Annotated in this window: 18 protein-coding genes; 10 read left to right on the top strand and 8 right to left on the bottom strand. The window is 68.7% G+C overall.

What is annotated here, in order from left to right; all coding sequences use genetic code 11:
* Positions 1–59 precede the first annotated feature (59 nt).
* The 6 genes from CSC78_RS11400 to CSC78_RS11375 form a co-directional block, all read right to left on the bottom strand.
* On the bottom strand, positions 60–1,283 hold the full coding sequence (locus CSC78_RS11400) for a Wadjet anti-phage system protein JetD domain-containing protein (RefSeq protein WP_162338003.1): 1,224 nt from the start codon (positions 1,281–1,283) through the stop codon (positions 60–62).
* Positions 1,280–4,708 (bottom strand): SbcC/MukB-like Walker B domain-containing protein, encoded by a 3,429-nt coding sequence (locus CSC78_RS11395; RefSeq protein ID WP_162338002.1) that lies wholly within the window; start codon positions 4,706–4,708, stop codon positions 1,280–1,282. The genes CSC78_RS11400 and CSC78_RS11395 overlap by 4 nt, the downstream gene beginning before the upstream one ends.
* A complete protein-coding gene (locus CSC78_RS11390) occupies positions 4,695–5,336 on the bottom strand; it encodes a DUF4194 domain-containing protein (protein WP_162338001.1) in 642 nt (213 codons plus the stop codon). The genes CSC78_RS11395 and CSC78_RS11390 overlap by 14 nt, the downstream gene beginning before the upstream one ends.
* On the bottom strand, positions 5,333–6,778 hold the full coding sequence (locus tag CSC78_RS11385; protein ID WP_162338000.1) for a Wadjet anti-phage system protein JetA family protein: 1,446 nt from the start codon (positions 6,776–6,778) through the stop codon (positions 5,333–5,335). The genes CSC78_RS11390 and CSC78_RS11385 overlap by 4 nt, the downstream gene beginning before the upstream one ends.
* A 203-nt stretch (positions 6,779–6,981) precedes the next feature.
* Entirely contained in the window at positions 6,982–7,998 is a 1,017-nt protein-coding gene (locus tag CSC78_RS11380) for a zinc-binding alcohol dehydrogenase family protein (RefSeq protein WP_162337999.1), read from the bottom strand.
* An 80-nt stretch (positions 7,999–8,078) separates the two neighbouring features.
* Complete coding sequence (locus tag CSC78_RS11375) at positions 8,079–9,290, bottom strand: MFS transporter (RefSeq protein WP_202924168.1); 1,212 nt, start codon at positions 9,288–9,290, stop codon at positions 8,079–8,081.
* A 96-nt stretch (positions 9,291–9,386) separates the two neighbouring features.
* Between CSC78_RS11375 and CSC78_RS11370 the strand changes: the two genes are divergently transcribed.
* Positions 9,387–10,307, top strand: coding sequence for a LysR family transcriptional regulator (locus CSC78_RS11370; protein ID WP_162337997.1), 921 nt, complete (start codon positions 9,387–9,389; stop codon positions 10,305–10,307).
* On the opposite strand, the gene CSC78_RS11365 is transcribed toward CSC78_RS11370, so the two are convergent.
* On the bottom strand, positions 10,308–11,114 hold the full coding sequence (locus CSC78_RS11365) for a dioxygenase family protein (RefSeq protein WP_162337996.1): 807 nt from the start codon (positions 11,112–11,114) through the stop codon (positions 10,308–10,310). It abuts the gene before it with no gap.
* 320 nt (positions 11,115–11,434) lie between these two features.
* Here CSC78_RS11365 and CSC78_RS11360 point away from each other — a divergent pair, with 320 nt between their 5' ends.
* The 4 genes from CSC78_RS11360 to CSC78_RS11345 all read left to right on the top strand — a co-directional run bounded on the left by CSC78_RS11360 (position 11,435) and on the right by CSC78_RS11345 (position 14,433).
* A complete protein-coding gene (locus tag CSC78_RS11360) occupies positions 11,435–12,535 on the top strand; it encodes an OmpA family protein (protein WP_162337995.1) in 1,101 nt (366 codons plus the stop codon).
* 200 nt (positions 12,536–12,735) lie between these two features.
* A complete protein-coding gene (locus CSC78_RS11355) occupies positions 12,736–13,239 on the top strand; it encodes a hypothetical protein (RefSeq protein ID WP_162337994.1) in 504 nt (167 codons plus the stop codon).
* Positions 13,240–13,283: 44 nt separating this feature from the next.
* Positions 13,284–14,069, top strand: a complete 786-nt coding sequence (locus CSC78_RS11350) for a pseudouridine synthase (RefSeq protein ID WP_162338038.1) — start codon at positions 13,284–13,286, stop codon at positions 14,067–14,069.
* Positions 14,070–14,142: 73 nt separating this feature from the next.
* Positions 14,143–14,433 (top strand): hypothetical protein, encoded by a 291-nt coding sequence (locus CSC78_RS11345; protein WP_162337974.1) that lies wholly within the window; start codon positions 14,143–14,145, stop codon positions 14,431–14,433.
* A 24-nt stretch (positions 14,434–14,457) separates the two neighbouring features.
* On the opposite strand, the gene kbl is transcribed toward CSC78_RS11345, so the two are convergent.
* Entirely contained in the window at positions 14,458–15,657 is a 1,200-nt protein-coding gene (gene kbl / locus CSC78_RS11340; RefSeq protein ID WP_162337993.1) for a glycine C-acetyltransferase, read from the bottom strand.
* Between the two features lie 171 nt (positions 15,658–15,828).
* On the opposite strand from kbl, the gene CSC78_RS11335 reads away from it, so the two are divergent.
* Genes CSC78_RS11335 through CSC78_RS11315 form a run of 5 tightly spaced genes read left to right on the top strand, consistent with a single transcriptional unit; the run spans position 15,829 to position 21,213 of the window.
* On the top strand, positions 15,829–17,283 hold the full coding sequence (locus CSC78_RS11335) for an OprO/OprP family phosphate-selective porin (protein WP_162337992.1): 1,455 nt from the start codon (positions 15,829–15,831) through the stop codon (positions 17,281–17,283).
* Between the two features lie 16 nt (positions 17,284–17,299).
* A complete protein-coding gene (locus CSC78_RS11330; RefSeq protein WP_162337991.1) occupies positions 17,300–18,316 on the top strand; it encodes a sulfate ABC transporter substrate-binding protein in 1,017 nt (338 codons plus the stop codon).
* A 1-nt stretch (position 18,317) separates the two neighbouring features.
* Positions 18,318–19,178, top strand: a complete 861-nt coding sequence (cysT, locus tag CSC78_RS11325; protein WP_202924167.1) for a sulfate ABC transporter permease subunit CysT — start codon at positions 18,318–18,320, stop codon at positions 19,176–19,178.
* Between the two features lies 1 nt (position 19,179).
* Positions 19,180–20,139 (top strand): sulfate ABC transporter permease subunit CysW, encoded by a 960-nt coding sequence (cysW, locus tag CSC78_RS11320; protein WP_162337990.1) that lies wholly within the window; start codon positions 19,180–19,182, stop codon positions 20,137–20,139.
* 12 nt (positions 20,140–20,151) lie between these two features.
* A complete protein-coding gene (locus tag CSC78_RS11315; protein ID WP_162337989.1) occupies positions 20,152–21,213 on the top strand; it encodes a sulfate/molybdate ABC transporter ATP-binding protein in 1,062 nt (353 codons plus the stop codon).
* The last annotated feature ends 145 nt before the right edge of the window (positions 21,214–21,358 follow it).

Raw genomic sequence — 21,358 nt, 5'->3', positions numbered from 1 at the left:
GGGCGCACGATGCCGCGAATCCCGGGGGCACGCAAGCGTTGGGATGCGCGCACGGCAGGTCATGGCGAGGCCTCGTTGGCGTGCGGCAGTTCGGCGGGCAGGGCTTCCTGTTCCAGCGACAGCGGACGGGCGCGGAGGTCGTCGGCAACGTCGTGCCAGCCGGCGCGCTCGGCCCAGCGGCACATGGCTGTTAGGACGGTGGCAGGCGGTACGTGCTCCTCGCTACCGTTCCTCTGCACGGTGGCCGGCGACATGCGCCAGGGCTGCAGCCGGCGTCCGCGCGCCGACGCGGTTTCCGCGAGCACCGCGGCGATGCGGAAACCGCCCTCGTCGATGTCGCCCCAATGCCACACCGGCAACCCGGCGGGCAGTGCGTCCAGCACGCGGGCGTAGGCGCGCCGCCAGGCCGGCGAGGGCATGCCGCCGGTGTAGAGCAGCAGCGCGCGGTCGGCGCCCGGCGCGCGTGCCGCATCGTGGAAGCTGGCCAGGTTTTCCACGCTGAGCAGGCAGGCGGCGGTCGTGCGGACACCTTGCAGGGCATCGAGGGGCACGCCGAGGAAGGCCGTGGCGAGGGGCAGCTCGACTCCTTCATCCAACAGCAGCGTGCCGCTGCCGGCGATCAGCAGCGGTTGCGGTTCGCGGCGCAGGCCCAGCGACGCCCACACATGTTCCTTTTCGATCATGCCGTCCGTCGCCAACGAGCCACGGGTCAGCAGGTCCAGCCAGGGGGTGAGCTGCTCCAGCCGCTTGCTGGCCTGCACGCGACCGGCGAACAGCCTCGCGCTCTCGCGACGCAGGATGCGTTCGTGGGCGGCGTCGGCCAGGCGGGCCTGTACCGCGTGTGCGGCGTCGGCCAGGTCGGGTGCCGTTTCCGGGCCGTGGCCGCGCACCTTGCGGTCGTTCCGCCAGGCGTCCAGCACCTCGCCGAGCACGGGGAACTGTGGCAGCCACCGCGCCAGCAGGTCGGCGGCTTCGCCGACACGGGCATCGAGCAGCGCGATGCCCAGGTGGTCCGCGAGGGCGTCCAGGTCGATCACCGTCAAGCGCAGCAGGCGTTCGCCGTCGCCGCGGTGCGAGTCGCGCTGCACAGCAATCGCGCCGGCCCGTTCGGCCAGGGCCACCTGCGCATGGAAGGTGTCGCGTTCGGCCAGCGTGCGCAGCGCCAGATACTCGCGCGCGCTGGCTTCGGTCATCGGCAGCGAGGCGGGCGGGGTGTCGCCGCGCAGCCGGGCGCGCTCACCCTTGCGCAGCAGCCGCTCCAGCACGCGCCGCGCATCGCTCACCCCGGCGCCTGCTGCCGTTCGATGCGTGCGGTTTCCTCGGCCAGCAACTCGGGGTGCAGGTCGAACTGGTCCGAGAGCAGCAGGGCGCGTGCGGCCGCCTGCACTTCGATCCGCTCGGCCTGCAGCAGGTCGCCGTCGCGGAACAGTTCGATGTAGCTGTCGAGCACGCCGCTGAGCGTGCCCTGCGCGGTGTCGGGCGCGGCCAGTACCAGTTGCAGGCCGAGCGAGCGCAGGTAGTTGGTGGTGGCGCGCGCGTTCTGCGCGTCGATCTTGTCGCCGAACTCGTCCAGCAGGATCAGCCCCATGCCGCCGGGTTGCGCCTCGCTCTTGCCGTAGGCCGCCGCCAGCGCCGCACCGGCGATCACGTACAGCGGCGCGCGGTGTTCGCCACCGGAACCGGACCGCATGCGTTCGCTGAGCGTGCCGATCACGGTGTCGTCCTGCCGGATCTGCACTTCGAAGCGGAAGAAGCGGCGGTAGTCGTCCAGCGGCGATGTCGCGGTGCGCGCGGCCGCGCCGTCTTCGATCAGTTCGCGGAAGGCCGCCGGGACCTCGCCGGCACTGCCGAACAGCGTGTCCTCGCCGCCGACATCCACCGCGCGCCGGATGAAGCGCTCCAGGTCGCGGAACTCCGGCACCACGTCGTAATGGAACTGGTAGCGCTCGTTGTTGGAGAACGGCGGGCTGCTGCGCAGGGTGCGGTTGAGCGTGGCGATCTGCTGGCGCAAGCGGATGAAGTTGTCGTTGAGCGCGGCGGCCACGCTGGCGCGGAAGGTCTCCACGGCGGTGTCGTACGCCTGGCGGGCTTCGCCCTCGTAACGCACCAGGTCGGTATCGCGCAGCTGGGTCAGTTCACGGCGCAGCAGCGCCAGCGCCGGCCGCCAGGCGCTGGCGTCGAAGTCCACGCCCAGTCCATGGTCGCGTGCGTACTGGGCCAGTGCGCTCCACGCCTCGGGCAGCAACTTGGCGAGCTGCCGGTCGCTCTCGTCGGCACGACGCTCGCAGGTCCTGCCGCGTTCTTCCAGCGATTCGACCTTCCCGTCGAGTTCGTCGCGATGCCGTTCGATCAGGTTGGGATCGACGTCGGGATCCTTGAAGGCTTCCACCGCGCGGCGGGCGACCAACTCCTCCTGCTGGCGCAGGCCTTCGAGCAGGCGGCGGCTGCGCTCCAGGTCGGTGACCGCGACGGCTTCCTGCCCGACCAGCGCATCGGTGCGCGTCTCGCACTCGCCGAGGTGTGCGCCCAGTTCGCGCAGTGCCTCCGACAAACGGAGCAGGTCCGGGTCCAGCGCGGCAAGGCGGCTTTCCTGCGCGGTGCGGTAGCGCCCGGCCAGTTGGCGGTGCTCGAGCGCGCGTTCGTGCAGCGCCTGCGCCACTGCATCGGCGTCGGCCAGCCGCGCGAGTCCGCGCTGGCTGTCGTCGGCGCGGCGCAGGTGCGGCTCGATCTCGCGCACGTCGCGCTCGGCTTTTTCGATTTCCTCGTGCAGCACGCGCAGGCGGGCGCGGTTGTCCGATGCACCGATGCGCAGATCGCCGGCGGCAGGCAGGCGAAGGCGCTCGATGCTGCCGCCGCGTGCGAGCAGGCCGTCGCGCGTCAGGCCCTGACGGCTGCGCACCAGGTCGGCTTCGGTCTCCACGCAGCGCAGGTCGCCGAGTTGCCGGCGCAGGAACGCCAGGGCATCGGCGTTCACGCCGTCCAGCAGCGCGGCGACGCTGCCGGCCGCCGCGTCCTTGCCGCGCGCATCCCGCGCCTGGCTGGACAGCGCCAGTTTCACGCCGTAGACCGAGCGCCCGCCCGACAGGCTGCGGTACAGCTTGACCGCGCGCTCCTCGTCGTCGGCAGGGATCAACAGCGCTTCGACGTTGCTGCGCAGGTAGGCTTCGATGGCCGGCTGCCACGCGACATCGGTCACGCGCACCAGGTCGCAGACCGGGCGCGCATCGATGCCGGCCTCGCGCAGGTAGCTCATCAGCCGCACGGTATCGGCGTGCAGTTCCGCCTGGCCGGCGGCCAGGCGTTTCTGGTTCTGGCGCGCGGTGGCCAGCGCGTCGCGGGCCTTGTCGTGCGCGGCGTGCACCTGCCGTGCGTGCTGGTCGACCTGCTCGCGCAACGGCGCGGCTGCGCGAAGGGCCTGGCGGGCGCGCGCGAACAGGTCCTCCGGCGTCCACGGCAGGGCGTCCCCGTCCTCCAGCGCCGACAACGCCGCATGCCACTCATCCCAGTCGGCACGCGCGGACTGCACGGCGCCGGCATCGACACCGGCCAGCACGAGCGCCTCGAGCTGGTGGAACTGGTCGCGCACGAAGCCGATCTCGCGCAGCAGTTCCCTGTTCAACTGGCCCAGGCGTGCGCGGTCGCGGCTGGCCAGTTCGTCCAGTTGCGCCTGCTCGCCGTAGCCGGCGCTGCCTTGCAGGCGGGCCTGGGCGCGAGCCTGCTCGTCGCGCAGGGTGTCGCGCTCGGCGCGCGCATCGACGAGACGGCGGCGCGTGTCGGCCAGGGCATCCTCCGCCGTGGTCACCGCGCCTTCGGCCTGTTCCAACTGCTCGCCGTACAGGTCGCGCGCATACTCCGCCGCCAGGGCGCGGTAGGACGCCGCGCGCACCGCCTGCGCCGCGATGCGGTCGTACTGGCGTTCGACGCCTTCGGCGGCGTCGATGCGCTGGCGCACCTGTTCGATGCGGTCGCGGATCTGGCGGAAGCTTTCCAGCAGGGCACGGAAGCGGGCGATGTCGGTGGGCCGGTCTTCGGCCACCAGCGTGCGCACGAACAGGTCCACGTCTTCCACGCGCTGCAGGTTGAGCGCGTTGAGGAAGGCCTTGCGATACGCGTTGATATCGGGATTGGCGCTCGGCGAGGCGCGCAGCCGCAGCAGCAGGTCCTTGACGAAGCGTTCGGCCACCGTGTGCAGCTCGGGTGCGCCACCGGCCGCCTTGCAGCGGCGCAAGGCCATCTCGCGGAACGTCGTCCAGGCCAGCGGCAGTTCCTTGCCCTTGAGCTGCTCCACGTGGTCGGCCAGTTCCAGCGCCACGCCCGGTAGCAGGTACAGCCCGTGCAGGCGGTGGTCGGGTTCGTCCACCGAAGCGCCCAGCGCGATGCCGGCCGTCAGCGCTTCGCCGGTGTCGGTGTCGCGGAACACCAGCGAGATGTAGGTGGTCGCGGTGCGCCGCTTGCGCCCGTCGTCGCCGCTGCGGAACACGCCCAGGCAGTAGTCGCGGATGGTGCGCGCGCGATGGCTGCCGCCGGCCTGCGCATTGAAGCGGATGCGGCTGCGGTCGCCGCCCAGCAGCACGATCTGCAGCGCATCCAGCAGCGCGCTCTTGCCCGCGCCGTTGGGCGCGATGATGGCGGTGGTGGCATCCAGTTCCAGCGTCTGCGCCTCGAACAGGAAGAACTGCACCAGGTGTACGCGCTCAAGCTGCTGCATCGCCGTCCTCCATGACGTCATCGCCGTCCGCGGCCTCGCCTTCGTCGTCGCGGTTGTGCTGGTCCAGCCGTTGCAGCCACTGCTCGCCGACGATGTCGACGATGGCCGGCCGCACCTGCAGGTGGAACGGTTGTGCGTCGTCCGGCTCGGATTCCACCAGCCGGCACGTGCCCCAGCGCTTCAGCGTGCGGGCCAGGTCGCGCAGCGTGCCGACGTCCGGCATGGGCCGCCCGGCGAGCGCCTGGTACGCCTCCTGCAGGTCCGGCAGCTCGACGGTGACGACGCCTTCGTCTTCCACCAGGCCCTGCCGCATCGCCTCGTCGTAGCGCTGCCGCAGCACGAGCAGCAACAGGGTTTCGGCCAGCGTCACCGGCACGCCCTCGGCATGGGCGGGCAGCGCCACCACGTAACGGTAGTGCGCGTTGCGCTCCAGGCGGATGCCCAGCGGCGCCAGCGCGGCGACGAAGTCGTCGTAGTGGTCCTCCACCAGGTGGTAGGCCAGCCGCGTGCTGCGGTCGCTGGCGTACAGCACCTGTTCCACCACCAGGCGATAGGCGGTGCGTTCGAAATCCTGTACGGCGTAGACGCCGTTGGAGAGTTGGCTGAGCGTGGTCCAGCTGCGTTTCATGCGGTTTTCCGTGAGGGCGGGCCGACGCGGCGCACGACGAAGCGTGGCGCGCGCAGGTAGCCGTTGTCGTCGCGTCCGCCCGCGTCCAGCAACTCGACGCGGTAGCCGCGCAGCAGCCGGCCCAGCGGATCTTCGCGCCGCAGGCCGCCGATGCGGTGGCTGCGCAGGGCGAGCGTGAGCAGGGTCTGGTAGGCGCGCAGGTCTTCGATGCTGGCGATGGAGAACGCTTCGGAAGCGACCTGGTCGTGGGTGTCCAGGTGCGTGCCGACGTAGCGCGCCATGTCGTCGGCGTTGACCAGCCGGGCGCGCTTCATCCGCCGCAGCAGGCTGAGCCGCGCCAGTTGCTCGGGCGTCGGCGGCTGGGTGGCGTTGGCGCTGCGCGGAATCGGTTGCGGTTTCTGCCGCGGCGCACGCAGGCGGCTCGCTTCCATCAGCATGCCGGGCGCCACCGGCAGCCGCAGCGCGTCTTCCGGCGCGTGCTGGACGCCCCGGCAGGCGCGGCGCAACAGGATGTCCAGTTTGTCGGGCGCGCGCAGGCGGTAGTCGAGGAAGGCCAGCGCACGCCGGTTGGCCTGGCGGATGTCGTCGTCCAGCCGGCCCAGGTACTCGTCGATGCGCTCCAGTTCGCGCAGCCGGCGCAGGCTGCGTGCGAACCGCTGGTCGCCGCGCGTTTCATCGCCACCGCCGACATGTTCGCGATACCACGCCCGCAGCGCGCTGCGCCGCTCGCCGCTCTCGATCTGCTGCGCCACCGACAGGATGGCGCTGCGTCTTGCCAACGGGTGGTCGCCCGTGTGCAGCTCGGCGTAGTCGCCGATGAAGAACTCGCTGACGTAGCGTTCGAACCACTGCCGCGCGAACTGCGCGGTGGACTCGGCCTTGCTCAGTTCCGGCATCAGGTCGCGGACCTGCAGGCTCATCGACGACAGCGACACCAGCAGCCGCCGTGCCTGGTCGGCGGCCTCGTCCAGCGCATCGCCGGAGGCCTTGCCGTCGGCCACCTGCTGCAACTGGTGTTCGATCGACCGCATCTTCGCCGACACGAAGGTCGGGCCATGCTCGGCGAACTCCACCAGCAGCGACAGGAACTGGTGCACGACCGGCGGCATGGTGACCATCTCGCGCGCGCCGATGCGCTCCTGCCGCAGCCAGCCGGTGCTGCGGAAGCGCTCGTAGAGCGTGTTCACCCGCACGGGCAGCGGCGTGTCCGGCGTCTCGCCGTCCTCGTCTTCCCACGGGTCATCGGCCAGCAGGTAGCGCTCCAGTGCCGCGGTGATCTCGCGGCGCTGGAAGCCCATGCTCGGCGGCACCGGCGCGTCGGGCCCGAAGAACTCGTCGAACAGCCGGCACAGCAGCAGCCAGTAGTGTTCGCGGTTGGGCGACGCCAGCGGACCGAACAGGCCGCTGGGCAGCAACGGGAACAGGGCCGGTACCTGCGTCATGGCCGCAAGGACCGCGGCGGTCGGCCGGCATTGTGATGTGGCGGGCGCGGCAGCGCCGGGAAAAAGGGCATGGCGTGATCGGACGGACGGGCGGATCGCGCCGGAGCGCGCTGCGGCCAGCCACGATATCGCAAGTCGCGCGGGCGCCGGTAGCTGTTCCCGCAAGCCAGCCGGCGCCCTGATCCGTCAGGCGTGGACGGGTCCTACCAGCCGGCGAGCACCAGTTTGCCGATGGTGGTCCCGGATTCCAGCCGGCGGTGCGCTTCGCGCAGGTTGGCCGCATTGATCGGAGACAGCGTGCCGGTCAGCGTGCCGCGCAGCTGGCCGGCGTCGATCAGGTCGGCGACGCGATCCAGCAGTGCGCCCTGTTCGCCCATGTCGGCGGTGCGGAAGCGCGGACGGGCGAACATCATTTCCCAGTGGATGCCGATGCTCTTGGCCTTGTAGGGATCGCCGATGCGCAGCTCGCCGCGCGGCTCGACGATCAGGCCGACGTGGCCGAGCGGCGCCAGCAGTTCGCCCAGGTCGGTCCAGTAGCGGTCCGTGTCGGCCAGGTTGAGCGCCGCGTCGACGGTGTCGAAGCCAAGCGCCTTCAGTTGCGGACCGAGCGGCTCGCGATGGTTGACCACATGGTCGGCGCCCATCGCCTTGCACCAGTCGATGGTGTCCTGCCGCGATGCGGTGGCGATGACGGTGAAGCCGGCGCGCTTGGCCAGCTGGATCGCGATGGAACCCACGCCGCCGGCACCGGCGATCACCAGCAGCGACTTGCCTTCACCACCGTTGTCGATGGCGTACGGCATGCGGTCGAACAGCAGTTCCCACGCGGTGATCGTGGTCAGCGGCAACGCGGCCGCCTGCGCGAAATCCAGCGACGCGGGCTTGCGGCCGACGATGCGTTCGTCGACCAGCTGGAACTGCGCGTTGCTGCCGGAACGGGTGATGTCGCCTGCGTAGTAGACGGCATCCCCGGGCTTGAAGCGGGTCACCGCTTCGCCGACGGTTTCGACCACGCCGGCGGCGTCGTAGCCCAGCACCTTCGGCTGTGCCTCGACCTGCGGCTTCGGCGAACGCACCTTGGTGTCGACGGGATTCACCGACACGGCTTCCACGCGCACCAGGATGTCGTGGCCGGTGGCGGTGGGTTTCTCGAGTTCGACATCGACCAGCGAGTGCGGATCGTCGATGGGGAGATAACGGGTGAGGGCGACGGCTTTCATGGTGGTTCCTCGTGGGGATCGGAAGGCATGTCGCGATGATGCGGCGTGCGAATGGAACAGGCGATGCGACGAACGGCGGATCAGGCGCAGTCCGCTTCCGCGACCAGTGGGAAACGCTGGCGGCGCTCCAGCGCCAGTGCCCACAGCGCGACGGCGAAGGCGGACGCAGGCACCAGCGCGGCGACCCAGGGCAGGGCGGACAGCCCCAGTCCCTGCGAGATCACCACGCCGCCCAGCCACGCGCCCAGCGCGTTGCCGAGGTTGAAGGCGCCGATGTTCAGGCTGGAGGCCAGGCTCTGCGCGCCGCTGGCCTTCTGCAGCACCCACAGCTGCAGCGGCGACACGGTGGCGAACGCCGCGGCACCGAGCAGGCCGGTGAACGCGATCATCGCCCACGGGCTTTCCAGCACGAAGGTCATCGCGCCCATCACCAGCGCCAGCAAGGTGAGCGTGCCAAGCAGCGCGGGCGCCAGGCGGCGGTCGGCGAAACGGCCGCCAAGCAGGTTGCCGACGATCATGCCGACGCCGAACACCAGCAGGATCGGCGAGACCGCGGCATCGGCGAAGCCGGTGACTTGGGTCAGCAGCGGCTGGATATAGGTGTACACGGTGAACATGCCGCCGAAGCCGAGCACGGTCATAAGCAGGCCGAGCAGCACCTGCGGACGCGCGACCACGCGCAGTTCGTCGCGGAACGGCAGTGGCGACGGCGCACTGCGGTCGGCCGGCACGAGCGTCGCGATGATGAGCGTCGCCAGCACGCCGATCGCGGTCACCGCCCAGAACGTGGCGCGCCAGCCGAACTGCAGGCCCAGCCACGCGCCCGCCGGCACGCCGAGCAGCGTGGCCACGGTCAGGCCGGTGAACATGATGGAGATGGCGGAGGCCTTGCGGTCTTCGCTGACCATGCCGGTCGCTACCACGGCGCCGACGCCGAAGAAGGTGCCGTGCGCGAGCGAGGTGATCACGCGCGCGGCCATCAGCAGTTCGTAGTTCGGCGCCAACGCACAGGCCAGGTTGCCCAGCGTGAACACGATCATCAGCGCCACCAGTACCGCCTTGCGCGGCATGCGGCTGGTGGCGGCGGTCAGCAGCGGGGCGCCGACAAAGACGCCCAGCGCGTAGCCGGAGATCAGCAGACCCGCGGCGGCGATCGAAACCTGCAGGTCGGTGGCGACCTGCATCAGCAGGCCCATGATGACGAACTCGGTGGTGCCGATGCCGAAGGCGCCGGCGGTCAGGGCGTAGAGACCCAGCGGCATGCGTGACGCAGAGGGTGTGGTGGGAGACATGGGGTAGAGGGGGTCAGGGGAGGCGTGCAGCGTGCCGCTTCCTTCGCTGGCGAAAAACGGAGAAAATGGCGAATCACTTTCAATGGAAAATTGAAAATGGACCGCATCGGCGACCTCACCCTGTTCATGCGCGTGCTCGACCTGGGATCGATCACCGCCGCCGCCCACAGCCTGGACCTGTCGGTGGCCGTGGCCAGCCAGCGCCTGAAGCGGCTGGAAAAGGAGCTGGGCGTGCGCCTGCTGCACCGGACCACCCGCCGCCTGCACCCCACGCCGGAGGGTCTGGCCCTGGCGCAGCAGGGACGGGTGCTGGTCGAGGAACTGGAATCGCTGGGCAGTGGCCTGCGCGAGGCCGCCAGCGAGGTCGCCGGTACGCTGCGGGTGACGATGTCGGCCTCGTTCGGGCGCCAGTACGTCTCGCCGCTGCTGCCTGCCTTCCTCGCGCGCCATCCCAAGGTCCGACTGAGCGTCCATCTCAGCGACAACGTGGTGGATCTGGTCAGCGAGGGCTTCGACCTCGCCATCCGCATCGGGGCGCTGGACGATTCACGCCTGGTGGCCCGGCGCATCGCCCCTAACCGTCGCGTGCTGTGCGCGTCGCCGGACTACCTGCGCCGGCGCGGCGTCCCGCAGACGCCCGCACAGCTTGCCGACCACGATTGCCTGCTGCTGTTCGGCAGCGGCGGTCGCCAGGACGTCTGGCGGCTGGGAACGCCGGAGGGCGGCGAGGTCGCGTTACGCGTGCGCGGTCGCTTCGAGAGCAACTTCGGCGAAGTGCTGCGCGATGCGTCGCTCGCGGGCGAGGGCATCGTCGTGCATTCGTTGTGGCACGTCGCCGACGATCTGCGGGCGGGACGTCTGGCCGTGGTGCTGCCCGACTTCCCGTTGGCCACGACCGCGATCAGCGCGGTCATGCCGCAGCGACGGCTGGTGCCGCCGCGGGTGCGCGCGTTCGTGGATTTCCTTGCCGGCCAGTTCGGCGACGATCCGCCGTGGGAGCGCGGATTGGCGGTGTAGTCAGGCCGTGTCGAACGCGAAGGCGTCCAGCGCCAGCCCACCCATTTCCACGTCGCGATGGAGCAGGCGTCCCCTGGCGCCTTCGCCGCCGGCGCCGAGCGCCACGTAGAGCGGATAGAGGTGCTCGGTGGTGGGATGGTTCTGCGCCGCATGCGGCAGCGAGGTCCAGTCGAGCGCGGTGGCCACGTCGCCTTCCAGCAGCGCAGCACGCAACGGATCGGTGAACGCGGTGACCCACGGGTACGCCGCTGCCTGCGCATGCTGCCAGTGCAGTGCGCGCAGGTTGTGCGAGAAGCCACCGGAACCGACCACCAGCACGCCTTCGTCCCGCAGCGGCGCCAGCGCCCGGCCCAGCCGGTAGTGCCACTCGGCGCTTTGGGAGGGGTTTACCGACAGCGCCACCACCGGGATGTCCGATGCCGGATACATCCGCCTCAACGGTACCCAGACGCCGTGATCCAGCCCATGGTGGCCGTCTTCGTGCGCGTCGAACCCGGCGGTCGTCAGGCGCTCCGCGATATCGTGCGCGAGTGCGGGTGCACCGGCCGTCGGATACCGGATCCGGTAAAGCGGTTCCGGGAACCCGCCGAAGTCGTGGATCGTCTCCGGCATGGGCGTGGCAGTGAGCGTCGGGCGCGCATGGACGAAATGCGCGGAGGCCACCAGGATGGCGCGGGGCCGGTGCAGAAGGCCGCCCAACCGGTCGAGGAAGCGGCCGGTGGGCGAGTCCTCGATCGCCAGCATGGGAGAGCCATGCGACAGGAAAAGACTGGGAAGACGATGTACGGCAGGCGCGGACAGGTTCATGATGCGAGCATCGGCTCCCGCGGAAGACTTACCAAGGGCCGTACGTGGACCGGTGTGTTGCCGGGGCCGAACTTGCCGCGCCGCGCCGGATTCCCCGGCGGCATGGCGCTCGGTGCAGGGTGGATCTGCGCGAGTTCTCTTACAGAGTGTTAACCTTGGCCAACTTGTTATGGTACCGTTAACACAGTCTTCACATACCCCCGCATAATCTGTTCAGCAAGGCGACGGCAGCCTGTCGCCTCGAATAACAACTAGAAGCGCCGCAAGCAAAGCCCTTCGGTTTCTCTACTACTGAACTTTTACAAGGAAAGGAGCTGCAAATGAACAAGAAGATTCTCTGCGCCGCGCTGCTGGGCGGCCTGAGCCTCGCCAACCATGCGACGGCCCAGGAGTTTGATGACCGTTGGTACCTGACCGGTTCCGCGGGTTGGAACTTGCAGGACACCGACCGTCGTACCGAAGATACCCAGTTCCTGACCTTGGGCCTGGGCAAGTTCATCAGCCCGAGCTGGTCGCTCGACGGTGAACTCAACTACCAGAACCCGAATTTCGACTTCAACAAGGATCTGAACTGGAGCCAGTACGGCATTTCGCTCGATCTGCGTCGTCATTTCATCCAGGAAGGCCGTGGCTGGAATCCGTACGTTGTTGCCGGTCTGGGCCTGCAGCGTTCTGAAGAAGAGTATGTGATCAACAGCCCGAACTCGCCGGCACAGCGCCGCGATAACAACCTTGCGGCCAAGCTGGGCGTCGGCCTGCAGACCACGTTCGACAAGCGCGTGGCCGTGCGTGCTGAAGTTGCGTACCGCGCTGATTTCGACGATCAGAGCTACACCGCCGAGGGTGGCATTCACCAGCAGGAAGAAAGCTACTTCGGCGACGTCCTCGCGTCGATTGGCGTCGTGATCCCGCTGGGCCCGAAGGCCGAAGCCGCTGCTCCGCCGGCCCCCCCGGCTGCGCCGAGCTGCGCGGACCTGGATGACGACGGCGACGGCGTCAACAACTGCGACGACAAGTGCCCCGGTTCGCAGGCTGGCCAGACCATCGGTCCGGACGGCTGCCCGGTGCAGGTCTCGATCGACCTGAAGGGCGTGAACTTCGACTTCGACAAGTCGACCCTGCGTCCCGACGCGATCGCGATCCTAGGCGAAGCCGCCGAGATCCTGAAGCGCTACCCCGACCTGCGCGTCGAAGTGGCCGGTCACACCGACCTGTGCGGTGCGGACGCCTACAACCAGTCGCTGTCGCAGCGTCGTGCGCAGACCGTGTACGACTACCTGACCAACAACGGCGTCAGCGCCTCGCGTCTGGTGGGCCCGATCGGTTACGGCGAGAGCCGTCCGCTGGAGCCGACCGCGCAGACCCTGCCGGGCTGCAAGAGCGAGCGCAACCGTCGTACGGAACTGAACGTCCAGAACTGACCGGACGCTCTTCCTGCAACACCCGAAGCCCGGCCTCGCGCCGGGCTTCGTTTTTTCCGGCCGTCGCACGCCGGATTTGCGTGACGGCGCTTCCGTCTTCGTGCATCGATGCAGCGCAGGGCGGTCGATTTCTTGCCATGCCTTGAGACGCTGCCTACACTCCCGGCACGTCCAGAAAGAACCCTCCAGGAGTTGTGTCGATGCGCCGTCATGTTCTTGCCAGCCTGCTGGGCATCGTTGCGATTCCCGCCGCCCATGCCGCGCCGGACTGCAGCGGCAGCCTGGTGCCACCGCCGCTGAAGACGCCCGCCACGGTGATCGCGCCGGTCGCACCCGAGTTCACTGCTGCCGCCACGCAGCTGGGTGCGCCATCCGGCGTGCTGGCGTCGCATGCCTTCGACGAGTCGCAATCGGTGGAGCGCGTGCTGATGCGCCTGCGCATCGAAGGCTGCCGCAATGTCGCCAAGGCGTTGCCCACCGCGCCGGCCGCTGCGACAGCCTCCGCCAGTCCGGCGGCCTATCAGCCGAAGACCGCGCACGACAATACGCCGTGGCGGTTCGACATGAGCCAGAACGGCAAGCGCATGACCGCGGACGAATTCGATGCGTGGATGAAATCCCGTGGCGTGCGGGTGGTGAAGGCTCCTGGTGCGCCGGCAGCGGCGCCAGCGCCGGAACCCGCCGAGCCCGCGAAGAAGAACTGATCCGCGAACGGCCGGTTTTCCGGCCGTTTTCCTTTCCGCTCTCCATGAAGACGCGCAAACCGACTGCCCGCGATGCCGCGCGACCGCGTGCGCCTGTCGCGCAGGGAATCCGTCACGGGCTTGCGCGCGTCCTCTCCAAGCAGGGTACGTGTTCGCGCAGCGAGGCCGCGCGCTGGATCGTCGAAGGCCGGGTGTCCGTCGATGGCCGCATCGTGCGCGATCCCGAGTTTCCGGTGGTTGCCGGCCGTGCCGTGATCAAGGTGGATGGTCTGGCGAGTGCCGCGCCTGAGCGCACCTACCTCATGCTCAACAAGCCGCGTGGCCTGGTGACCACGGCACGCGACGAACAGGGACGCGATACGGTCTACCGCTGCCTGGACGGCGCGGGCCTGCCGTGGGTTGCGCCGGTCGGCAGGCTCGACAAGGCCAGCGAGGGCCTGTTGCTCTTCACCAACGATCCGGAATGGGCGGCCCGCATCACCGATCCCGCGCAAGGTCCGGACAAGACCTATCACGTGCAGATCGACGCGCTCCCGGATAACGCCCTGCTACAGGGATTGACGGCCGGTGCTGGCGTCGACGGCGAGCACCTGTCCGCCCGCTCCGTGCAGGTGCTCAGGCGCGGCGAGCGCCACGCGTGGCTGGAAATCGTGCTGGAAGAGGGACGCAACCGGCAGATCCGCCGCCTGCTGGCGGCGTTCGATGTCGGCGTTCTGCGGCTCGTGCGCGTCGCCGTAGGCCCGCTTGCGCTGGGAGACTTGGGCAAGCGCGCATGGCGGATGCTCGAACCGCACGAGCGCGAGGCGCTCGCGCCGACGACCGGCCGCTGATTGCGCGACGGCGGTCCGGGTTCGCTGCGGAACAGCTGCCTACACTCGTCCGCGCTGACCTTGGGGAAATCACATGTACCGTTCGATCCCGCGCCTGCCGCTGTGCTGCGCCGTACTGCTCGTCTTCGGCCTGTCGACAGGCTGTGCTTCGACATCGCCATCGGCTACAACGAAGAAGACCGCTCCCGAAGAGATCGTTACCGTGAAAGTCGGGCCGCACGGACACCGTTTCGACATGCAGCAGAACGGCCGCAGCATGACGGCCGAGGAATTCGATGCCTGGATGAAGGCTCGCGGTATCCGCGTGGCCAAGGGCGCGCCGGTCGCGCCCAAGACGGCGAGTACTGCCAAGCGCGCCCGCTGACGGGCGCGCCCGCCACGGCCTCGCTCAGGCCTTCAGCACGCCCAGTTCGCGACCGATGCGGATGAAGGCGTCGATGGCGCGGTCCAGGTGCTCGCGCGTATGCGCCGCGCTGATCTGCGTGCGGATGCGCGCCTGCCCCTTGGGCACCACCGGAAAGAAGAAGCCGATCGCGTAGATGCCTTCCTCGAGCAGGCGCTCGGCGAAGCGCTGCGCCAGCGGCGCGTCGTACAGCATCACCGGGCTGATGGGGTGCACGCCCGGCTTGATGTCGAAACCGGCGGCGGTCATCTTCTCGCGGAAGTAGCGGGTGTTTCCCTGCAGCTGCTCGCGCAGGTCGCCGGCCGCGTCGAGCATCTCGAACGCCTTGATGCCGGCGGCCACCACGTGCGGCGGCAGCGAGTTGGAGAACAGGTACGGACGCGAACGCTGGCGCAGCAGTTCGATCACTTCCCTGCGTGCGGTGGTGAAGCCGCCCAGCGCACCGCCCATCGCCTTGCCGAGCGTGCCGGTGATGATGTCGATCCGGTCCAGCACGCCCTTCACTTCGGCCGAGCCGCGGCCGGTGGCGCCGAGGAAGCCGGTGGCGTGGCATTCGTCGATGTGCACCAGCGCGTTGTACTTTTTCGCGAGCGCGGTGATTTCGTCCAGTGGCGCGATGAAGCCGTCCATCGAGAACACGCCGTCGGTGGTGATCAGCTTGGTCTTGCAGCCGGCGGCATCCGCGGCCTGCAACTGCTTTTCCAGGTCGGCCATGTCGCAGTTGGCGTAGCGGAAGCGCTTGGCCTTGCACAGGCGCACGCCGTCGATGATCGAGGCGTGGTTCAGTGCGTCGGAGATGATGGCGTCGTCCTCGCCCAGCAGCGGCTCGAACAGGCCGCCGTTGGCGTCGAAGCAGGCGGCGTAGAGGATGGTGTCCTCGGTGCCGAAGAAGTCGGCAATCGTCTGTTCCAGCTGCTTGTGCAGGTCCTGGGTGCCGCAGATGAAGCGCACCGAGGCCATGCCGAAGCCGTGGGTATCCAGCGCGTCCTTCGCCGCCTGGATGACGTCCGGATGGTCCGCCAGGCCCAGGTAGTTGTTGGCGCAGAAGTTCAGCACGGTGCGGCCGTCGGCCAGGGTGATTTCCGCCGACTGCGGGCTGGTGATGATCCGTTCGGACTTGAACAGGCCCTGGGCACGAATCTCGTCGAGGGTGGCGGCGTAGTGGGCAGTCAGCGGGTTGGCCATGGCAGGGGCATAAGCGGGAAAGACGCCATTCTACCCGCCGGCCGTGCGGCGCCTCCGCGTCATGCGCGTACGGCATAAGCGCCCCCCGTTTCGTCATTTCCCTGCCCGCATGTGCGCCCGCAGCATCGCGTCTCCGGCCCATCACGGGTCTTCACATGGGGAAAAGCGGCCATGCGGACACACTCGGGACCACGCAAGCGCAAGGGCAGTGGTGTCGCCATCCTCGGCGCGCTGGCCTGTTCGCTCGCCCTCCCCGTGTCCGCACAGCGCCAACCAACCGCGCAGGAGCTGCTGCAGCGGCTGGAAGCCCTGGAGCGCCGCGTCGGCGAGGCGCCGGCGACGGTGGCGGTCGAAGGCGACTCCGCGCCGGCGACGCTGGGCGACCTGGACCAGCGCCTGCGCATCCTGGAGCGTCGTCTCGAACTGCAGCAGGAAGAAGCCGCGACCAGGGCAAAGGAAGCGCCGGTCATCGCGGCGAACGACAAGGGCGCATCGCTGAAGTCGGCGAACGGCGACTACGAGATCAGGATCCGTGGCCTGATCCAGGGCGACGGACGCTTCTTCAACAGCGGCGTGCCGTCGGGCACCTACGACACCTTCCTGCTGCGCACGGCGCGCCCGACCATCGAGGGCACGCTGGGCAAGTGGATCGGCTTCCGCTTCACGCCGGAGTTCGCCGGCGACAGCGCCAGCATCGTCGATGCCTATGCCGACCTGAAGTTCTCGCCCGCGGCCACGGTGCGACTGGGCAAGTTCACTTCGCCGGTCGGCCTGGAGCGCCTGCAGTCGTCGTCCGCGTTGTCCGACATCGAGCGCGCGTTGCCCAGCGAACTTGCGCCCAACCGCGACATCGGCGTGCAGTTGCAGGGTGAGTTGGCCGGCAGCAAGGTCAGCTACGCGATCGGCGTGTTCAACGGCACGGTCGACGGCCGCGATGCGGTGACGACGAATCCGGACGACGAGTTCGAAGTCGCCGGCCGCCTGTTCGTCGAACCTTTCAAGGACGATGCGGGTTTCTGGTCCGGTCTCGGCTTTGGTATCGGCGGCAGCGTCGGCGACACCGCCGGTACGGGCAACAATATCCTGCCGCGCTACCGCACGCCGGGCCAGGTGCAGTTCTTCAACTACCGCAGCGCGGTGGCCGCCGACGGCAAGCGCACGCGCTGGTCGCCGCAGGGCTACTTCTATCGCAACCAGTTCGGCCTGCTCGCGGAGTACATCGCATCGAAGCAGGAACTGCAGGTCGGCGCCACCTCCGCCGAGCTCGAGAACACGGCCTGGCAGGCGACCGCGAGCTATGTGTTGACCGACGAAGATGCGAGCTACCGCGGCGTGGTCAAGCCGTCGAAACCCTTCAGTCCCGGCAAGGGTGGCTGGGGTGCATGGGAACTGGTCGGCCGTTACGGCGAACTGGAGATCGACGATGGTGCCTTCCCCCTGTTTGCCGATCCCGTGGTCTCCGCCCGGCGCGCCAAGGCCTGGACGCTCGGTGTCAACTGGTACCTCACCAGCAACCTGAAGCTGGTCGTCAATTACCTGGGTACGCAGTTCGAGGGCGGTGCCGCCGCAGGCGCGGACCGCGACAACGAAAAGGCCGTGTTCTCGCGACTGCAGATCGCCTTCTGATTCCCGGAGCCCCTTCATGAAGACTTCCATCCGCCGCCATGCGCGCAACGCGCTGCTCGCCTTCAGCCTGACGCTGGCCGCCGCCGCGGGCGCCAAGGACATCAACCTGCTCAACGTGTCGTACGACCCGACGCGCGAGTTCTACCGCGAGTTCAATGCCGCGTTCGCTGCCGACTGGCAGAAGACCAAGGGGCAGAAGGTCAGTATAGAGACCTCGCATGGCGGTTCCGGCAAACAGGCGCGCTCGGTGATCGACGGCCTGGAAGCCGACGTGGTGACGCTGGCGCTGGCCTACGACGTCGACTCCATCGCCCAGCGCGCCAAGCTGTTCCCGGCCAACTGGCAGTCGCGCCTGCCGGAGAACAGCGCGCCGTACACGTCGACGATCGTCTTCTTGGTCCGCAAGGGCAACCCGAAGAAGATCCGCGACTGGCACGACCTGGTGAAGCCCGGCATCTCGGTGATCACGCCGAATCCGAAAACCTCCGGCGGCGCACGCTGGAACTACCTGGCCGCATGGGCCTACGGATTGAAGATCTTCAAGGGTGACGAGGCGAAGACGCGCAACTTCGTGCGTGGGCTGTTCCGCAACGTGCCCGTGCTGGACACCGGTGCGCGCGGCGCGACCACCACCTTCGTCCAGCGCGGGATCGGCGACGTGCTGCTGGCGTGGGAGAACGAAGCCTTCCTGTCGATCGAGGAGCTGGGCCCGGACAAGTTCGACATCGTCGTGCCGTCGTTGTCGATCCTCGCCGAACCGCCGGTGGCGCTGGTGGACCGCAACGTCGACAAGCACGGCACGCGCGAGGCGGCGCAGGCCTACCTGAAGTACCTGTATTCGCCGACCGGCCAGCGCCTGGCTGCCAAGCACTACTACCGTCCGCGTTATCCGCAATACGCGGCAGCCAAAGACATCGCGCGCTTTCCCAAGCTGGAGCTGGTGACCATCAACGGCGTCTTCGGCTCCTGGGCGAAGGCGCAGGCGACGCACTTCGCCGACGGTGGCGTGTTCGACCAGATCCAGGCGAAGTAACGTGGCGGCAGTGCATCCGTCGTCGGGAAAGGCGCGCCCGCGGCGCGTCATTCCCGGTTTCGGCCTCAGCCTGGGCTATACGCTGGCCTGGCTGGGGCTGATCGTGCTGATCCCGCTGGTGGGCGTGTTCGCCAAGGCCAGCGGGCTGGGACCGGCCGGCATCTGGGCGATCTGGACCGAGCCGCGCGTGCTGGCCGCGCTGCGCATCAGCTTCGGCACCGCACTCGCGGCGGCCGCGTTCAACGCGGTGATGGGCACGCTGGTCGCGTGGGTGTTCGTGCGCTACCGCTTTCCCGGCAAGCGCCTGTTCGATGCGATGATCGACCTGCCGTTCGCACTGCCCACCGCCGTCGCCGGCATCGCGTTGACCGCGTTGTACGGGCCGACCGGCTGGATCGGGCAATGGCTGGAGGCCGCCGGCATCAAGGTCGCCTACACGCCGCTCGGCATCACGGTGGCGCTGGTGTTCATCGGGCTGCCGTTCGTGGTGCGCGTCGTGCAACCGGTGCTGGCGGAGATCGAAACCGAACTGGAGGAAGCGGCGGCTACCCTCGGCGCGACCCGCTGGCAGTCCGTACGCCTCGTGGTGCTGCCGACGCTGTGGCCGGCCGTGCTGGCGGGTTTCGCGCTGGCGTTCGCGCGCGGCGTGGGCGAGTACGGCTCCGTCATCTTCATCGCCGGCAACCTGCCGGGCGTCTCGGAAATCGCACCGCTGCTGATCACGATCAAGCTGGAGGAGTTCGACTACGAAGGTGCCACCGCCATCGCCGCGGCGATGCTGTTGCTCTCGTTCGCGCTGCTGCTGCTGATCAACACGCTGCAGGCGCGCCTGCAACGCACCGGCAAACGGGCGGGGGGCTGACATGGGCGACGCCATCTCCGCCGTCATCGCCATGCCTCCGGAGTCGTCCGCCGTGGAAACGCCTGCACGTCCCGTCCGCCGCCATGCCGCCACCACCGAACCCGTCTGGGTGCAGGTGCTGCTGGTGCTCGGCGCGCTAGGGTTCCTGCTGTCGTTCCTGCTGCTGCCGCTCGCGCTGGTGTTCGTCGAAGCGCTGCGCGGCGGCTGGACCGCCTTCGTCGCGGCCGTCAGCGAAGCGGATGCGCTGGCGGCGGTGAAACTGACGTTGCTGGTGACCGGCATCGTCGTTCCCTTGAACCTCCTGTTCGGCGTGGCGGCGGCGTGGGCGGTCAGCAAGCACGAGTTCCGCGGCAAGCGCTGGCTGGTGACGTTGATCGACCTGCCGTTCGCGGTATCGCCGGTGGTGGCGGGCCTGATCTACGTGCTGATCTTCGGTGCGCAGGGCTGGGCCTATTCGCTGATCGACGAGGGCTGGCGGTTCACGCTGCCGCTGCTGGGCGAGTTGCACGTGCAACTTCCCAAAATCGTGTTCGCGCTGCCGGGCATCGTGCTGGCGACCATCTTCGTGACGTTTCCCTTCATCGCGCGCGAACTGATGCCGCTGATGGAGCAGCAGGGCACGGACGAAGAACTGGCTGCGCTCAGCCTGGGTGCCAGCGGCTGGCAGACGTTCTGGCGCGTCACGCTGCCGAACATCCGCTGGGCACTGCTGTACGGCGTGCTGCTGTGCAGTGCGCGCGCATTGGGCGAGTTCGGTGCGGTGTCGGTGGTGTCGGGCCACATCCGCGGACGCACCAACACGCTGCCGCTGCACGTCGAGATCCTTTACAACGAGTACGCGTACAGCGCCGCGTTCGCGGCGGCTTCGCTGCTGGCGCTGACGGCGCTGGTGACCCTCGGATTGAAGACCTGGCTGGAATGGCGCCACGGCGAAGCGCTGGCCGCCAACCACCGTCACTGACAGGACGACCTCATGGGTATCAAGATCGAACACCTGGGCAAGCGGTTCGGCAATTTCGCCGCACTGGACGACGTGTCGCTGGACATCCGTCAGGGCGAGCTGCTGGCGCTGCTGGGACCATCGGGTTCCGGCAAGACCACGCTGCTGCGCGTGATCGCTGGCCTCGAACAGGCGGATAGCGGGCGCGTGCTGTTCGATGGCGAGGATGCGACCCGCCTCAGCGTGCAGGCGCGCCGCGCGGGGTTCGTATTCCAGCACTACGCGTTGTTCCGCCACCTGACGGTGGAGGAGAACATCGCCTTCGGGCTGCGCGTGCGCAAGGGGCGTGACCGCGTGCCCGATGCGACCATCCGTGCGCGCGTCGCCGAGTTGCTCGCCCTCGTGCAGCTGGATGGATTCGGCGCCCGTTATCCCGCGCAGCTGTCAGGCGGCCAGCGGCAACGCGTGGCGCTGGCGCGTGCGCTGGCCATTGAGCCGCGCGTGCTGCTTCTGGACGAACCCTTCGGCGCGCTCGACGCGCAGGTGCGCCGCGACCTGCGTCGATGGCTGCGCGAGCTGCACGACCGTACAGGACTCACGACAGTCTTCGTGACGCATGACCAGGAAGAGGCGCTGGAACTCGCGGACCGCGTGGCCATCCTCAACCGTGGGCGTATCGAACAGCTCGGCAGTCCGGCAGATGCCTACGACGTGCCGGCGTCGCCGTTCGTCTATTCGTTCGTGGGCGCGGTGAACCGGCTTCCCGCGCAGTGGGGCGAGGGCGCGTTGCAAGTGGCGGGCCTGCCGCTGCGGCCGCGAGGCGAGGCGGGGCAGGGCGAGGCGGACCTGTTCGTGCGGCCGGAGGATCTGCATCTGGTCGAGGAGGGATCGGCCTGGCCGGCCACCATTGTCGACGCTCAGCGCACCGGCCCTCGCCTGAGGTTGCGTGCCCGGTTGGACGACGGCCAGGCCGAGGTCGATATCGAGCTGCCTGCGGACCGCGAAGGACCGGGAACGGCGCCGGGACAACAGGTGCGCTTGGCACCAAAACGGTTCGGATGGTTTCCCCGCGACGGTGCAACGGCACCAGCGTGATGCGATATAACTTACTGAATTGATTGAAAAAGAAACCAATTACGGAGTTCTCATCCAGCACTTGACGCGGGCGATTGGTGCGGCGCACTATCGGGGCGCAGTTAAAAAACCGTGAAGTCGTGATGGCGGTTCGAAGACGCCCCGA

The organism is Pseudoxanthomonas japonensis (assembly GCF_010093445.1).
Lineage (GTDB): Bacteria > Pseudomonadota > Gammaproteobacteria > Xanthomonadales > Xanthomonadaceae > Pseudoxanthomonas_A > Pseudoxanthomonas_A japonensis.
This window is presented reverse-complemented; position numbering and strand designations above follow the sequence as displayed.

Excerpts from the sequence above, each read along its gene's own strand:
- CSC78_RS11395 (WP_162338002.1), bottom strand. The coding sequence starts at position 4,708 with ATGCAGCAGCTTGAGCGCGTACACCTGGTGCAGTTCTTCCTGTTCGAG.
- CSC78_RS11370 (WP_162337997.1), top strand. The coding sequence starts at position 9,387 with ATGGACCGCATCGGCGACCTCACCCTGTTCATGCGCGTGCTCGACCTG.
- CSC78_RS11365 (WP_162337996.1), bottom strand. The coding sequence starts at position 11,114 with ATGAACCTGTCCGCGCCTGCCGTACATCGTCTTCCCAGTCTTTTCCTG.
- kbl (WP_162337993.1), bottom strand. The coding sequence starts at position 15,657 with ATGGCCAACCCGCTGACTGCCCACTACGCCGCCACCCTCGACGAGATT.
- CSC78_RS11390 (WP_162338001.1), bottom strand. The coding sequence starts at position 5,336 with ATGAAACGCAGCTGGACCACGCTCAGCCAACTCTCCAACGGCGTCTAC.
- CSC78_RS11385 (WP_162338000.1), bottom strand. The coding sequence starts at position 6,778 with ATGACGCAGGTACCGGCCCTGTTCCCGTTGCTGCCCAGCGGCCTGTTC.
- cysW (WP_162337990.1), top strand. The coding sequence starts at position 19,180 with ATGGGCGACGCCATCTCCGCCGTCATCGCCATGCCTCCGGAGTCGTCC.
- CSC78_RS11330 (WP_162337991.1), top strand. The coding sequence starts at position 17,300 with ATGAAGACTTCCATCCGCCGCCATGCGCGCAACGCGCTGCTCGCCTTC.
- CSC78_RS11335 (WP_162337992.1), top strand. The coding sequence starts at position 15,829 with ATGCGGACACACTCGGGACCACGCAAGCGCAAGGGCAGTGGTGTCGCC.
- CSC78_RS11380 (WP_162337999.1), bottom strand. The coding sequence starts at position 7,998 with ATGAAAGCCGTCGCCCTCACCCGTTATCTCCCCATCGACGATCCGCAC.
- CSC78_RS11345 (WP_162337974.1), top strand. The coding sequence starts at position 14,143 with ATGTACCGTTCGATCCCGCGCCTGCCGCTGTGCTGCGCCGTACTGCTC.
- CSC78_RS11375 (WP_202924168.1), bottom strand. The coding sequence starts at position 9,290 with ATGTCTCCCACCACACCCTCTGCGTCACGCATGCCGCTGGGTCTCTAC.
- CSC78_RS11350 (WP_162338038.1), top strand. The coding sequence starts at position 13,284 with ATGAAGACGCGCAAACCGACTGCCCGCGATGCCGCGCGACCGCGTGCG.
- CSC78_RS11360 (WP_162337995.1), top strand. The coding sequence starts at position 11,435 with ATGAACAAGAAGATTCTCTGCGCCGCGCTGCTGGGCGGCCTGAGCCTC.
- CSC78_RS11355 (WP_162337994.1), top strand. The coding sequence starts at position 12,736 with ATGCGCCGTCATGTTCTTGCCAGCCTGCTGGGCATCGTTGCGATTCCC.
- CSC78_RS11315 (WP_162337989.1), top strand. The coding sequence starts at position 20,152 with ATGGGTATCAAGATCGAACACCTGGGCAAGCGGTTCGGCAATTTCGCC.